The 13,756-nt window shown below is 69.9% G+C and carries 14 protein-coding genes; 7 read left to right on the forward strand and 7 right to left on the reverse strand.

The annotated features are described in order from the left end of the window. Positions 1 to 30: 30 nt before the first annotated feature. The gene (locus ABLI39_RS16385) at positions 31 to 1,740 is read left to right on the forward strand and encodes a 5-oxoprolinase subunit B/C family protein (RefSeq protein ID WP_502935244.1); all 1,710 of its coding nucleotides are present in this window, start codon (positions 31 to 33) and stop codon (positions 1,738 to 1,740) included. After that, positions 1,740 to 3,515 carry an acetyl/propionyl/methylcrotonyl-CoA carboxylase subunit alpha gene (locus tag ABLI39_RS16390; RefSeq protein ID WP_349414592.1) on the forward strand — a complete coding sequence of 592 codons (1,776 nt, stop codon included), beginning with the start codon at positions 1,740 to 1,742 and terminating at the stop codon, positions 3,513 to 3,515. The genes ABLI39_RS16385 and ABLI39_RS16390 overlap by 1 nt, the downstream gene beginning before the upstream one ends. Positions 3,516 to 3,604: 89 nt before the next feature. On the opposite strand, the gene ABLI39_RS16395 is transcribed toward ABLI39_RS16390, so the two are convergent. Continuing rightward, entirely contained in the window at positions 3,605 to 3,826 is a 222-nt protein-coding gene (locus ABLI39_RS16395) for a hypothetical protein (RefSeq protein ID WP_349414593.1), read from the reverse strand. 231 nt (positions 3,827 to 4,057) lie between these two features. On the opposite strand from ABLI39_RS16395, the gene ABLI39_RS16400 reads away from it, so the two are divergent. Beyond that, positions 4,058 to 4,354 (forward strand): antibiotic biosynthesis monooxygenase family protein, encoded by a 297-nt coding sequence (locus ABLI39_RS16400; protein WP_349414595.1) that lies wholly within the window; start codon positions 4,058 to 4,060, stop codon positions 4,352 to 4,354. 24 nt (positions 4,355 to 4,378) lie between these two features. Here the strand turns inward: ABLI39_RS16400 and ABLI39_RS16405 are convergent, their stop codons facing one another. The 3 genes from ABLI39_RS16405 to ABLI39_RS16415 form a co-directional block, all read right to left on the reverse strand. Next, the gene (locus tag ABLI39_RS16405) at positions 4,379 to 4,978 is read right to left on the reverse strand and encodes a DUF6919 domain-containing protein (RefSeq protein WP_349414597.1); all 600 of its coding nucleotides are present in this window, start codon (positions 4,976 to 4,978) and stop codon (positions 4,379 to 4,381) included. 161 nt (positions 4,979 to 5,139) lie between these two features. Continuing rightward, positions 5,140 to 6,150, reverse strand: coding sequence for a bile acid:sodium symporter family protein (locus tag ABLI39_RS16410; RefSeq protein ID WP_349414599.1), 1,011 nt, complete (start codon positions 6,148 to 6,150; stop codon positions 5,140 to 5,142). An 87-nt stretch (positions 6,151 to 6,237) separates the two neighbouring features. Further along, positions 6,238 to 6,531: a DUF4287 domain-containing protein gene (locus tag ABLI39_RS16415; RefSeq protein WP_349414601.1), complete on the reverse strand. Its 294-nt coding sequence runs from the start codon at positions 6,529 to 6,531 to the stop codon at positions 6,238 to 6,240. A gap of 237 nt (positions 6,532 to 6,768) precedes the next feature. Here ABLI39_RS16415 and ABLI39_RS16420 point away from each other — a divergent pair, with 237 nt between their 5' ends. After that, positions 6,769 to 7,209 (forward strand): protein-tyrosine phosphatase family protein, encoded by a 441-nt coding sequence (locus tag ABLI39_RS16420; RefSeq protein WP_349414603.1) that lies wholly within the window; start codon positions 6,769 to 6,771, stop codon positions 7,207 to 7,209. A 124-nt stretch (positions 7,210 to 7,333) separates the two neighbouring features. Here the strand turns inward: ABLI39_RS16420 and ABLI39_RS16425 are convergent, their stop codons facing one another. Both ABLI39_RS16425 and ABLI39_RS16430 read right to left on the reverse strand, forming a co-directional pair. Then, on the reverse strand, positions 7,334 to 7,480 hold the full coding sequence (locus ABLI39_RS16425; protein WP_349414605.1) for a lmo0937 family membrane protein: 147 nt from the start codon (positions 7,478 to 7,480) through the stop codon (positions 7,334 to 7,336). A 150-nt stretch (positions 7,481 to 7,630) separates the two neighbouring features. After that, entirely contained in the window at positions 7,631 to 9,256 is a 1,626-nt protein-coding gene (locus ABLI39_RS16430; protein WP_349414606.1) for a phospholipase D family protein, read from the reverse strand. Between the two features lie 121 nt (positions 9,257 to 9,377). On the opposite strand from ABLI39_RS16430, the gene ABLI39_RS16435 reads away from it, so the two are divergent. Further along, positions 9,378 to 10,118, forward strand: coding sequence for a Type 1 glutamine amidotransferase-like domain-containing protein (locus ABLI39_RS16435; RefSeq protein WP_349414608.1), 741 nt, complete (start codon positions 9,378 to 9,380; stop codon positions 10,116 to 10,118). A 9-nt stretch (positions 10,119 to 10,127) separates the two neighbouring features. On the opposite strand, the gene ABLI39_RS16440 is transcribed toward ABLI39_RS16435, so the two are convergent. After that, positions 10,128 to 11,234: a GTP pyrophosphokinase gene (locus tag ABLI39_RS16440; protein WP_349414610.1), complete on the reverse strand. Its 1,107-nt coding sequence runs from the start codon at positions 11,232 to 11,234 to the stop codon at positions 10,128 to 10,130. 228 nt (positions 11,235 to 11,462) lie between these two features. Here ABLI39_RS16440 and ABLI39_RS16445 point away from each other — a divergent pair, with 228 nt between their 5' ends. Both ABLI39_RS16445 and nhaA read left to right on the forward strand, forming a co-directional pair. Continuing rightward, a complete protein-coding gene (locus ABLI39_RS16445) occupies positions 11,463 to 12,257 on the forward strand; it encodes an alpha/beta hydrolase fold domain-containing protein (RefSeq protein ID WP_349414612.1) in 795 nt (264 codons plus the stop codon). A gap of 102 nt (positions 12,258 to 12,359) precedes the next feature. Continuing rightward, positions 12,360 to 13,721 (forward strand): Na+/H+ antiporter NhaA, encoded by a 1,362-nt coding sequence (nhaA, locus tag ABLI39_RS16450; protein ID WP_349414613.1) that lies wholly within the window; start codon positions 12,360 to 12,362, stop codon positions 13,719 to 13,721. The last annotated feature ends 35 nt before the right edge of the window (positions 13,722 to 13,756 follow it).

Below are 13,756 nucleotides of genomic sequence, written 5' to 3' on the forward strand. Positions count from 1 at the left end.
GCGGCGCGGACCCTGGAGGTGGCAACCATCATGGAGGCAGCAATGGATACGGCGGCAGCACGGCAGGACGCCGGCCACAAAGTGAACGCGGTGCGGGCGGTGGGCACCCGGGCGGTGCTCGCCGAACTCGCCGGCACCCCAGGCGTGCTCGCGCTCCAGGCGCAGCTCCTGGAGCACCCGCTGCCGGGCCAGGTGGACGTCCTGGCGGCCGCCGAGACCGTTATGGTCACGGCCGACTCGCCCGCGGCCGCCCGCCGGATCGCCAGGCAGTTGCTGGAGCTCGACCTCGCCGCCCCGGTGCAGCGCGACGGCGGACTGGTGGTGATCGACACCGTGTACGACGGCGAGGACCTCGCCGAAGTCGCGGAACTGACCGGCCTTGGGATCGACGGCGTAATCGCCGCGCACACCGGCCAGCCGTGGACAGTGGCCTTCGCCGGCTTCGCCCCGGGCTTCGGCTACCTCGTCGGGGAGAACGAGGCCCTCACCGTTCCCCGCCGCAGCTCCCCGCGCACCGCCGTGCCGGCGGGGTCCGTGGCGCTGGCCGGGACCTACTCTGCCGTCTACCCGCGCCGCTCACCCGGCGGCTGGCAGTTGATTGGCCGCACCTCCGCCCGGATGTGGGACCTCGACCGGGAGCAGCCCGCCCTCGCCGCCCCCGGCTCGCGGATCCAGTTCCGCGCGGTCCGCGAGAGCGTCGCGCTGGCGGCCGGCCCGCGTCCCGAAGTCCTCGCGCCGGAGGGGGCTTCCGGGCCGGAGGTGGCCTCCGGACTCCGGATCGTCTCGCCCGGGCTGCAGAGCCTGATCCAGGACCTCGGACGCCACGGCCACTCCGGCCTGGGGGTCTCCGCGGCCGGCGCCCTCGACCGCGCCTCGCTGCGCCGCGCCAACCGCCTTGTCGGGAACGCGCCCGGCGCAGCCGGTATTGAAACAGTGGCGATCGAGACCGTCGCCGGCGGCCTCACGGTCCAGGCCGTCGGGGACCAGGTCCTGGCCGTTGCAGGGGCGCCGTCCGAACTGGCCATCACCACCCCGGCCGGCCCGGACGCGGACCCGGGCCGCCGCACCGTCCCCATGGCCACCCCGTTCGCCCTGCTCGACGGCGAAACCCTCAGCATCGGCGTACCGGAGAGCGGCTTCCGCAGCTACCTCGCGGTCCGCGGCGGCGTGGATGCCGCCCCGGTCCTCGGCAGCCGCTCCACCGACACCATGTCCGGGATCGGCCCTGCCCCGCTGGCTGCCGGGCAACTCCTGGCCGCTGGCGGTGACTCCGAGTCCGGCGTCGTCGGGAACCCCGAACTGCAACCTGAGTTCCCCGGCACCGGGGTGACCGTGCTCGACGTCGTCCCCGGCCCGCGCGCCGACTGGTTCGACGCCGCGGCGCTGGAGTCCCTGACGGGCCAGGAATGGAAGGTAAAGCCGCAGTCCAACCGGGTGGGCATGCGCCTGGACGGAATCCCGCTGCAGCGCATCCGGGACGGGGAACTGGCCAGCGAAGGAACCGTCGCCGGCGCCCTGCAGGTCCCGCCCGAAGGCCTTCCCGTGCTCTTCCTGGCCGACCACCCGATCACCGGCGGCTACCCGGTAATCGCCGTCGTCGTCGACTCGCAACTGGACCTCGCCGCGCAGGTCCCGATCGGCGGAACCATCCGCTTCCGCTGGGCTGAGCCCGGCACCACCAAGCCCGCCACCCCCGGCCACAACCACGAAACCGCCGCCGAACACGAAGTGAGTAACTGATGCGCAAGGTCCTGATCGCCAACCGCGGCGAAATCGCCGTCCGGATTGCCCGGGCCTGCGACGACGCCCAGCTGGCGTCCGTCGCCGTCTACGCCGACATCGACGCCGACGCGGTGCACGTCTCCGCCGCGGACGAGGCGTGCGCCCTGGGCGGCAACGCGCCAGCGGACACCTACCTGAACATCCCCAAGCTCCTCGACGCCGCGGCCGCCTCGGGCGCCGACGCGGTCCACCCCGGCTACGGCTTCCTGTCCGAAAACGCCGACTTTGCCCAGGCCGTGCTCGACGCCGGCCTGACCTGGATCGGGCCCGCACCCGACGCCATCCGCCTGCTGGGCAACAAGATCACCGCCCGCGAAACGGCCGTCCGCGCCGGGGCACCCCTCGTGGCCGGCAGCGACGGCCCCGTCGGTTCCGCGGCGGAGGCCCGCGCCTTCGCCGAGCAGCACGGACTGCCGATCGCCATCAAGGCGGCCTTCGGCGGCGGCGGGCGCGGCATGAAAGTGGTCCGTGAGCTCGGAGAAATCGAGGAAGCCTTCGACTCCGCCGTCCGCGAGGCCGTAGCCGCGTTCGGCCGCGGCGAGTGCTTCGTGGAGCGCTACCTGGGCCGGCCGCGCCACGTCGAGGCCCAGGTCCTGGCGGACACCCACGGGAACGTCGTCGTCGTCGGCACCCGCGACTGCTCGCTGCAACGCCGGCACCAGAAACTCGTTGAGGAAGCCCCGGCACCGTTCCTCACGGACGGGCAGCGAAGCCAGATCTACCAGGCGTCCAAAGCCGTCTGCCGGGAGGCCGGCTACTCCGGCGCCGGGACGGTGGAGTTCCTGGTCGCGGCCGACGGCACGGTCGCCTTCCTGGAGGTCAACACCCGCCTGCAGGTTGAGCACCCCATCACCGAGGAAACCACCGGGATCGACCTGGTCCAGGAACAGTTCCGCATCGCCGCCGGGGAGCCGCTGCGCTTCACCGAGGACCCGGCACCCCGGGGGCACTCCTTCGAATTCCGGCTCAACGCCGAGGACGTGGGCCGGGGCTTCCTGCCCTCCCCGGGCACCGTTGCGGAGTTCTCCGGCCCCACCGGCCCGGGCATCCGGCTCGACTCCGGCGTCCGCTCCGGCTCGTTCGTCCCGCCGCAGTTCGACTCGCTGCTGGCGAAGCTGATCGTCACCGGGGCGGACCGGCAGCAGGCCCTGCGCCGGGCCCGCCGCGCCCTCGCGGAACTCAGCATCACCGGGGTGGCCACGGTGCTTCCGTTCCACCGGACCGTGCTGGAATCGCCGGACTTCACCTCCGAAACCGGCCTGGGCATCCACACCCGCTGGATCGAGACCGACTTCGCGGACACAGTTTCCATCGCCGCCGACCCGGGCTACAGCACCACGGCGCCCGACGGCGAACGCCGCACCATCACCGTCGACATCGACGGCAAACGTCTTGCCGTCGGACTGCCGGCGGAGCTGCTGGACGGCTGGGCACGCTCCGGCGGGCCGCTCTCCGGCGGCCTCCCGGCCGGGGTTTCACCGGAGGACGCGACCGCTCCCGACGACGGCGCCGCCGCGGACCCGGCGGAACTGCGCGCCCACATGGCCGGGACCGTGGTGAAGTGGCTCGTTGAGCCGGGGGCCGGGGTCGCGGCCGGGGACCCCGTCGTCGTGCTGGAAGCGATGAAGATGGAAACCCAGGTGGCCGCGCACCGGGACGGGACCGTCACGGATGTGCGCGCCGAAGCCGGCGGCGTGGTGACCGCCGGAGCGGTGCTGGCGCTGATCGGGTAGGGCCCGCACGGCCGCCGCCCGGGTTAAGCAAAGGGCCCGTCCGGTTGAAACCGGACGGGCCCTTGTCAGTCTGTTGGACGGATCTTTGGCTAGCCGACGTGGCCGGAGAGCGCAACGAGAACGCCGGCGGTGGCGAAGAACTTGTTGCTTCCCAGATCGCGGACTGTGTTGATGCCCATGCTGGCGAGCATCTCGTCGTGCTTCTCCGTCAGTCCCGCCAGTGCTGAGGGGGGCGCGGCGAGCACTTCGTCCAGGCTCTTGTTCTCGTAGGCCTTGTCGAGTTTCTTGCCGAGTTCAATTGAAATAGCCATGATCATCCTTTGCTCGATACTGAACAACGTACAGATTCTGGCTCCGGGGCCACCTCGGCCACGGGCCGGGCCGCCGGAAGTCCAACGGCCCACGGTGACAGGCTAGCGCAGGAGCCGGGCGCCGCTCGTCATTTGGCCAGAACTGGCCGGGCAATCCGGCCCTACCGGGTACTCCGCCGCGGGAACATAATCGGCGCTATCAACCCCGTACAGAGAATGGAGGCGGCAGCCATGTCTGTCTACACGCTGGGAATCTGGCTGGTCCACCCGGGACGCGAGAACGATTTTATCCAGGCCTGGCGGGACCTGGCCCGCAAAACGCAGGAGGACTACCCGCACACCAAGGCGGTGCTGATGCACGACCGCGACGTCCGGAACCGGTTCATCAGCACCGGGCCGTGGGAATCACTGGAGCAGATCGAGCAGTGGCGGGCCTCGGCGACGTTTACGCAGGGCGTGGAGGCCATGCGCGAGCTGCTGGAGCACTTCGAATCACGCACCCTCGACGAGGCAGCCAGCATCGGCTGAACCCGCTGGGCCGCCGTCGTCGGTTCAGTCAGCTGTGAGGGCGTCGAGGACCGCCGGCAGCAGCACGCCGTCGCGCCCCCACACCGGGTCAAAGATTTCGACGTACCAGGACTCGGCCAGGACCAGTGCCAACGCCTCGTTGGCCTCGGCCGACCAGTCCTGCAACTGGTCCGCTTCAATCGGGCTCTCGCTTGTGCCAAGCACGGTGACAATCTCGGCCTCCTGCAGGGTCACGGGAATCGAGGCCCGGCTCATTTCCCCCGGAGCGTGCGCCACCGTCACGAATTCGGTCCGTGCGGAGAGGTCCAGCAGGCGGCCGGCCGACTCCGACGTGCAGAATCCCGTCACGTAGGCCCGCTGCGCGCCGGCGCCATCGAGGAGCCCGGGCTGCGATTCCTTGGTGAACAGCCCGTTCCGGTTGAGTTCCGCCAACAGGCCGGCGATCGGCGCGGTCTCCGCGTCAATGTCCGGCGTGAACGTTCCCGGTTGGTACTGGCTCCGCCCCTCCAGCCAGCGGGCGGTCAGTTCGCCGGCCGCGGGGATGGTGGCGGCCTGCCGCCAGACCTGCCGGTCCGCCAGCAGCCTGCCGAAGCTGTCCCGTTCAGTTGTGTACTGGTCGTCCATGGGCAAGTTCCACCTCCCTGGTGTGCCTATGCGGTCCCCTCATCCTCCCGACCCGGTACGGGCCCCGCAAGGCACATGCCCTTCGCCCGTCATGCAGGGCAACAGAGTCGAAGCGGGAAGCGTCAGGACCGAGAGTGGGGCCGTGAGTGTCCCGTCCGGGATCAGGCGTCGCGCAGCGGGCGGCGGGCCAGCCAGGCCGCCATGATGGCGCCGGAGATGTTGTGCCAGAGCGAGAACACGGCGGAAGGCAGTGCGGCGAGCGGGCTGAAGTGCGCCGTGGCCAACGTCGCGGCGAGGCCGGAGTTCTGCATGCCCACCTCGAAGGCCAGGGCGCGGCGGGCCTTGTCGTCGAGCCGCCCGAGCTTGCCGGCGAGGTAGCCGAGGCCCAGGCCGAAGCCGTTGTGCAGGACCACCGCGAGGAAGACGATGCCGCCGGCGGCGACGATCTTGTTGGCGCTGCCGGCCACCACAATCGCCACGATCAGCGAGATGACGACGGCGGAGGCCCAGGGCAGCGCCGGGAGCACCCGGGCGACAAGCCTCTTGAGGAACAGCCGGGCCAGCAGGCCTGCGACCACTGGCAGCAGCACGGTCTTGACGATGTCCAGCACCATGCCGGCGGCGTCGATCTGCAGGTAGGACCCGGCCAGGAACAGCACCAGCAGCGGGGTGACCACCGGGGCGATCAGCGTTGAGACGGACGCGACGGCCACGGACAGGGCCACATCGCCCTTGGCCAGGAACGCCATCACGTTCGATGCCGTGCCGGACGGCGCGCAGCCGACCAGGATCAGGCCGACGGCGAGTTCCGGCTCAAGCTGCAGCGCCTGGGCGATCAGCCACCCGGCGCCGGGCATGATGATGTAGTGCGCCACGATGCCCAGCACTACTGCCCAAGGTCGCTTCGCCACGGAGGCGAAATCCGGCGGGGTCAGGGTCAGGCCCATGCAGAACATGATGATGCCGAGCAGGTACGGCACGCTGGGCGCCAGCGGCTTGAAGGCGCCCGGCAGGAGGAATCCGGCGACGCCGGCTGCCACGACGAGGAGCGGAAACACCGTGACCGCAATGCGGGCGATCTTCGCCTCGGCGGCGAGGGCCGGATTGACCGGGGCATCCGCTGCGGTGCGGGTCTCCGGGACGGACTCAGGGGATTTAGTTGCCTCAAGCATCCAAGAATGGTGCCACCGGCGTCCGCGATGTGGCCACTTTATGACCAACCAGCGGACGAGTATGTCAGATTTATAGCCGAGCCGGTGCTACGAGACCGGCTTCGACGCCTTGCCGTCCAGCCAGAGTGTGTCCGACTCATCGCTGTGCGCGCCCGTGGTTCCGACGTGCTTGCTGCTGATGCCCGGACCCTGCCGGATGACGTGGACGAGCGCCATGCCGTGGCCGCGGCCCAGGCCGTAGTCCGCCCGCAGCCAGTCCAGAATCTCGCCGGCCTTCACGGACCCGTCGCCGAAGCCTTTCTCCCGGGCGAGCTCGAGGAGTTGGCGGGGAGTGAGGCCGGTTTTGTCCTCGATGGTGTCGAGGTACGCCTGGAATGACATCCGTGGATCCCTTCAGTGAGGCCCGGTCCCGGGTTTTTGGTTTCCGCGCCACTTTAGGGGCCCGTTCGCCTGGCCGCTAGGGCCCTGCAGCCCGAATGTCCACGTTCCTGCCCGGTTACCCTGGTCCGGACACCGGAAAACGCGGCGTGTTGCAGCTTTTTGGGGCTGCACGCGGAAGGCAACTGGGCGGGAAGGCGGCCGGTGCGTAATTCCGGCCCGAAGACTACGCTCGGGACTATGGCGCCGACGTGGGAGCCGGGACTGCCCGGTGTGCTCAGTCTTCCTTCCGGGCGGCTCATCCGCGGCCGGCCCCTCCTGGCGCCGTTTCCGCCCGGGCCTCGGCCGGAGTTCGGGCTGTACCTGCTCGGCAGCAGCCCGCGGCCGGTGGCGTGGGACTCCCGGTGGGTCCGCTGGCGGGACCTGCACGTGCCCGCCGACGACGTCGACGCCCTCGACGCGTTCCAGGAGGCCTGGCGGCGGGCGGAAACGGAGCGGGTGGAGGTGGCCTGCTGGGGCGGCCGGGGCCGGACCGGCACCGCCCTGGCCTGTATCGCCGTCCTCGACGGCGTCCCGGCGGCCGACGCCGTCGCCTTCGTGCGGCAGAACTACCGGCGCGGCGCAGTGGAAACACCGTGGCAGCGCCGCTACGTGGCGCGGTTCCGCAGGCCGGATTCCTGACTGCCGGCCAGCGTCCGCGGGCCGCTGCTCTGCCGCGGCCGCCCGGGTGGAGGGCTCAGGGGACAAGACAATGGCGGGGGCGCTGAATTCTCAGCACCCCCGCCACAGCCTTACGCAGTCCGGACTAAACGCGCGACCGTCCGCGGATGAAGTGGAAGACCAGGACGACGACGGCGATGACCAGCAGCAGGTGGATGAACCCACCGCCGATGCTGCCGAGCAGGCCCAGAAGCCAAAGAACGGCGAGAATAATAGCGATCCAAAGCAACATAGTGACTCCCTTTGTTTTTCTTCTGATGAAGATTTTCACAAACCAGATTCAAGTCCCGGTCCAACGGACCGTTTCACCAAAATACTAAGCGTACTTTTTATATTGCGCCAAAAACCGCTCCCGGAGCTGGCCGAAAAAGCCCGGATACGCCTAGAACCGGGGAGTCCCGCGCAGCCTGCGGGGCCGGCCGTCAGGGTCCACGATAAGGCGGTTGAGGGGGTCCGCCCAGAGCCGTTGGAGCGGGGACACGGGTTCGACGGTGTGGCGGCGCACCTGTCCGGCGGGCCGGGGCGAGCCGCGGCCGGCGTCGTGCCAGCGATCGAGCGCGTGGGCTGCGGCGTTCCACAGCGCCAGTCCCTCGGCCGGGTCCTCGAGCCGGCCATCCCCCTCGTCCAGGCCCAGGTGTTCGCCCCAGAGCTGGAGCCGGAGCTGGTGGGCCAGTGACCGGGCCAGTGACCGGGCCGGGGCCGGGCCGGCCTGGGCGTCCGCGGCCTGCCGGTTTCCGGCGCTGGTGTCCAGCACGGCGCAGGTGAGCTCGCTGTCGGTGGTCCATGAGCGGCGGTTGAAGTTGTCCGAGCCGCAGGTAAACCAGGTGTCGTCGATGATGCAGATCTTGGCGTGCACGTAGACCGGGGTTTCCGCGCTGTTCTCCAGGTCGAACACGCCGACCCTGCCAGGCGCCACCCGGCGCAGCCTGTCGAGGGCACGCAGCTGCCCGAGCCGCCTGGGCGGCCCGCCGATGGCGCCGTCCGCGTCGGGATAGCGGGGCACGACGGCGATCACGTTCAGGGCGGGATTCCGTTCCAGGGCCTCCGCGATCCCGGCAGCCACCTCGGTGGACCACAGGTACTGGTCCTCGATATAGATCAGCGAGCGGGCGCGGGCAAAGGCCTTGGTGTAGGCGCGGGCGATGTTGCGTTCCCCTTCGGGTGCGAACGGGAACGGCGGACGCTTCACGCCGTAGGTGCGCAGCAGCTGCACGGCGTGCGGGCCCGCCGGCGGCGGCGGCGGAGCGGCGGCCGGGAGCGGTTCGGGGTGCCGCGGCATTTTGGCCAGGCGCTGCAGCAGCATCCGGTAGGGCGTGCGGCGGTCCAGGGGATGGGGGTCGTTCCACCGTTCGGCGAACACTGCCAGCACATCAGCCACCACAGGGCCCCGCAGTTCAAGGGCGGCATCATGCCACGGCGGCGGTTTACCGTACCGGGAGTCCATGACGACCGCCTGCGGGTCTCCCGCATGGTCGGCGTCGTCCCTGCGGCTGTGGGAAAGATCCAGCCCGCCAACGAACGCAACATCCCGGGACGGGTCGTCACGGCGGCGGATAACGACCATCTTCTGGTGGTGCGAACCAAACGGGCGCACCCGCTGATCGAGCAGCACCTCACCGCCGGCGTCGTTGATCTCGCGCCCCAGGCGCTGGTTGGAGCGGCCGCTGATCGGCGCCGAGATGCGCTCACCGTGGGATCGCCAGACCAGGCCGCGGACCTCCACTCCCGCTCGGGCCAAGCCGGCTAGCAGGTCGCCGATCGACGGCCCGTCCGCCAGCAGCCGCTCGTCCGCGTCGCCGCGCCAGTCGGTGAACCACACACGGTCTCCCGCCTGCAGCGCGCTCAGCTCCTCATGCAGACGGGCGAAGTAGCTCGCGCCGTGAATCAGGGGCCGCACGAGGTTGCCCTCCGACCACGACGGCGACCCGGCGCCGCCCGCTTGAACGGCCGTGGCCGGGTTGGCCCGCTCGGCGCCGCTGAGGAACCAGCTGCCTGCCTCATTGTCCACGTGGTCCTTCTTTCATCGTTGAGCCGGGCCGCTAGCGTCCAAAGTAGCCCACGAGGCTTAGGGGGCGGTTAGTCTCATAGTTTGCGTCTGAGCCTGCCGACCCGTTCGAGGAGAACACCCTATGCCTGCCGAAAGTCCGACCATCCTTGCGACCTCAGGCGGCTACCGGCCGGGTTCGCGGACCCGGTTGGAGTTCAACAAACTGGTCCATCACGCCGTGGACCTCTCCGGCGCCAGCGGGCGGGCCCCTAAGGTCGCCCACGTCGGGACCGCCAGCGGTGACCAGCGCTGGTTCAACAACGAAGTCAGCGAAGCCGGGCGCCTGGCCGGGTTCGATCTCACCCACCTGAACCTGTTCACGATGCCCAACGTGGAGAACATCGAGGAGTACCTGCTGGAGCAGGACGTCGTCTGGGTGAACGGCGGCTCGGTGGTCAACCTCCTCGCCGTCTGGCGCGCCCACGAGTTGGAGGGGATCTTCCGCCGCGCCTGGGAAGCCGGAGTGGTGCTGGCAGGGGTGTCGGCCGGCTCGATCTGCTGGTTCAAGGGCGGCACCACGGATTCGTTCGGTCCCGAACTGCGAGCGGTGAACAACGGCCTGGGGCTGCTTCCGTTCGACAACGGCGTCCACTACGACTCCGAAGCGGCGCGCCGGCCCACGGTCCACCGCCTGGTGGCCGACGGAACCCTGGGTGAGACCCACTGCAGCGACGACGGCGTGGGCCTGCTCTACCGCGGGACCGAACTGGTCGAAGCGTTCACGGAAGTCCCCGGGAAGGCCGCGTACCGGGTGACGCGGGTCCGGTCCGCGGGGTCCACCGGCGACGTGCTCGAGGAACGGCTCGAGCCGACGGCACTCTAGGGCCTGCCCCTAACCCTGCGTGAGCCGGTAGCGCTCGATCTGCTTGAGCCGGCGCAGCAGGCTGTCCCGCCGCGGGTGCGGGACGGCGTCAGCGGGTTCCGCGGTGAGGTCAATGTGGGTGGTGCCGTACTGCCAGAGCAACAGGTCGTCCAGCAGCCGGTCCGGGCCGGGGGAGTAGCGGTGGTCCAGGGCCCGGCGGACCTCGGTGATCCGGTTGGCGCTCAGCAGGCCCGCCAGCTGTACAGTCTGGTTCAGGCCGTGCGCGGCCATCAGCTCGGCGGCCCAGCCCCAGTCGTCGTCGACCTTCCGGTCCACGTGCGGCAGCAGCGTCCGCCAGACGTCGCGGATCCGGTTCGGGGTCAGCTGCGCCGCTCCCTCGCCGTCCATGTCCCAGTAGCTGCGGACCTCCTCGTAGCGTTCATGCAGGTCAGCGAATGCGCTCTCCACGGTCTCCAGCATGGCGGCCGTGGCCGTGAACTGGCGGTCGAAATGCGGGGTCCAGGCGCGCGGATCCTCGGCTTTGAAGCGGATGTCGTGCTCGATTTCGCTCCAGGCGTGGGCAAACACCGTGCGGATCTGGCACTCGAAGAAGTAGCTGCCGTTGGGCTGCGCGTCCGGGTTGAACGCCTGCTGGTACTCCTTGACGGTCTCGTTCTGGATGGTCCGAAGGATCAGGTGCCGGCTGGAGTAGCCGTAGGTCCCCGACTCGATGGACCCGATGTCCTTCTCGCGGTCGCCGCGGCAGTCGAAGAGCTGGCGCTGGCGTTTGATCAGGTTGGCGACGACGGCGTTCTCGGCCGGAAGCTTGGTGATGACGCGGATCCCCACCATGTCATTGAGCGTGCGGAACGGGTCCGGGAACTTCAGCACCGGCGGGCCTCCCGGTTCCAGTGGCTCCTCGACCCGCGAAATCTTCTCGCGGAACGACTCGACGGTCTTGGTCCGGCCCGTCACGAACAGCGGCGTCACCTCGGTGCCCTTGAGCATGGTGCGCAGCGTCAGCAACACATCGCGGGTGACCAGTTTCAGGGCAGGGCGGACCCGTTCGTAGAGTTCCACATTGTCCTGCACGGATTCGCGCAGCGCGGGGTCAAGGCGCTCCCAGTTGCTAGCCATGGGCCCAGCTTACGGCCCGGCTCCGACAGCGGGCCCGGCGCGCCGCCCTGCGGCCACTCTGCGGCCATTCTGCGGCCGCAATACGGAGCCGCCTTCCGCAGCGCCGTGCAGCGCCCAAGGTAGGCTCTGCACATGGCTGATGTGCGGCGTCGTGCTTTCTTCGCGGCCGCAGCGGCGGTGACACTGGGGGCAGCCACCGCCTGTTCACCGGGCCCCAAGGAGGACACAGTGAAGCGGCAGAAGTACCACTACGGCGACGACCCGAGCCAGTGGGGGGAGCTTTTCCTCCCCGACGCGGCCCAGCCCAGGGGCGTGGCGGTGGTTATCCATGGCGGCTATTGGCGTTCGCAGTACGGGGCCGAACTCGGCGAACCACTGGCGAAGGACCTTGCCGCGCATGGCGTCGCCGCCTGGAACCTGGAGTACCGGCGGGCCGGCAACGGCGGCGGCTGGCCGAACACCTTCGCCGACGTCCTCGCCGGGATCGACAAACTCCGCGACGTTGCCGGCGAACACAGCCTCGGCCTGGACCGCGTGGTGGCGCTGGGCCACTCGGCCGGCGGACACCTGGCCGTCTGGGCGGCCGGCCGGAGCCGGCTCGGCGAGCTTGGCGCACCGGACGCGGACCGCCAGCTCCAGCGCAAGAACGGCGACGCCGCGGTGCACCTCACCGGGGTGGTCAGCCAGTCCGGGCTGCTGAACCTGGCCGAAGCCGAGCGGCTGAACCTCAGCAACGGCGCCGTGAGCAACTTCCTGGGCGGCTCCTCGGAAAAATACCCCAAACGGCATAAGTTCGCGGACCCGATGAGCGCGGTGCCGCTCCGGGTCCCCGTCTACGCCGTGCACACCACCGAGGACGACACCGTCCCGTTGAGCCAGTCCGAGGCCTACGCCGCGGCGGCCAAGGCCGGCGGCGCCCCCGTCCAGCTCCTCAAGGTCCCCGGCGACCACTTCGCCCTGATCGAGCCAAAGGCCCCCGCGTACCGGAAATGCCGCGAACTGGTCCAGCAACTGCTGGGCTGAGCCTGGGCGGGCTGCGGCAACCGGTCATCGCCTAGACTGGACTCAGGTGCGCCGGGAAGTCTGGTCGGCATAGTTCAGTCGACCCAATTTTAGGACTTCCGCATGAGCCACAGCCCCCCGCCCACGCCTCTGCCCCGCACGCCCGGCCCCACCATCCTGGGCCGAGGCAGCTACGCCGAGTCACTGCGCATCGGCGAAATCCTGCGCAAGGAAACCGTTGGCGGCGCCCTCCTTGTGGCCGCTGCCGTCGCCGCCATGATCTGGGCCAACTCGCCGGCATCGGAAAGCTACTTCGCCCTCCGCGACTTCAAAATCGGCTATGGGCCCTGGCACCTTGACCTCAGCCTCGGAGCCTGGGCGGCCGACGGACTGCTCGCCATCTTCTTCTTCCTTGTCGGCCTGGAGCTCAAACGTGAATTCGTTGCCGGGGACCTGCGCCAGCTGAACAAGTCGGTGGTGCCGGTCGCTGCCGCCGCCGGCGGCGTGATCATCCCGGCGGTGATCTACGCCGTCGTCAATCTCGGCAGCCCGGAGACCCTGCGCGGCTGGGCCATCCCCACGGCCACGGACATAGCCTTCGCCGTCGCGGTCCTCGCGATCATCGGCTCGCACCTGCCCAGTGCGCTGCGGATGTTCCTGCTGACCCTCGCCGTGGTGGACGACCTGATCGCCATCACCATCATCGCCGTCTTTTACTCGAGCGATATTCAGATCGCCCCCCTCCTTCTGGCCCTTGTGCCGCTGGGCCTGTACACCTACCTGGCGCACCGCTACCGCCGCTTCTTCGGGCTGAAGGCCCCCGCGGCGTGGTTCATCCTGCTGCCCCTCGGCCTTGCCACCTGGGCCCTCGTGCACGCCTCGGGCATCCACGCCACGGTGGCCGGCGTCCTGCTCGGCGTCGCCATCCCGGTCCTCCGCTCGCAGGCCAGCGGGGGGCCGGAAGCCGGTCCCGGGCTCTCTGAGATCTTCGAGCACCGCTTCCGGCCGATCTCGGCCGGCGTCGCGGTGCCGGTCTTCGCTTTCTTCTCCGCCGGCGTCGCCGTGGGCGGCTGGGACGGGCTGGGCTCGGCGCTGGCCGATCCTGTGACCCTGGGCATCATCCTGGCCCTTGTGCTGGGGAAACCGGCCGGCATACTGGGCACCACGTGGCTGCTGACCAAGGCCACCAGGGCCCGCCTGGACAGTTCGTTCAAGTGGATCGACGTCTTCGGTGTCTCGATCCTGGCCGGGATCGGCTTCACCGTGTCGCTGCTGGTGGCGGAACTCAGCTTCGGCCACGGCAGCCTCCACGACGACCACGCCAAGGTCGGCATCCTGGCAGCCTCACTGCTCGCCGCCCTGCTGGCCACCGCGGTTCTCAAGACCCGGAACCGGCAGTACCGGGCGGCGGAGGAAGAGGAGACACGGGACTCGGACCAGGACGGGATCCCGGACGTCTACCAGCAAGGCGGCGCGGAGCGCTGAGCCGGCGTGGTGCCGGCCCTGCGCGGGCTGGTGCG

Origin of the sequence: Pseudarthrobacter sp. B907, assembly GCF_040137805.1 — a bacterium.
Taxonomy (GTDB): Bacteria; Actinomycetota; Actinomycetes; order Actinomycetales; family Micrococcaceae; genus Arthrobacter.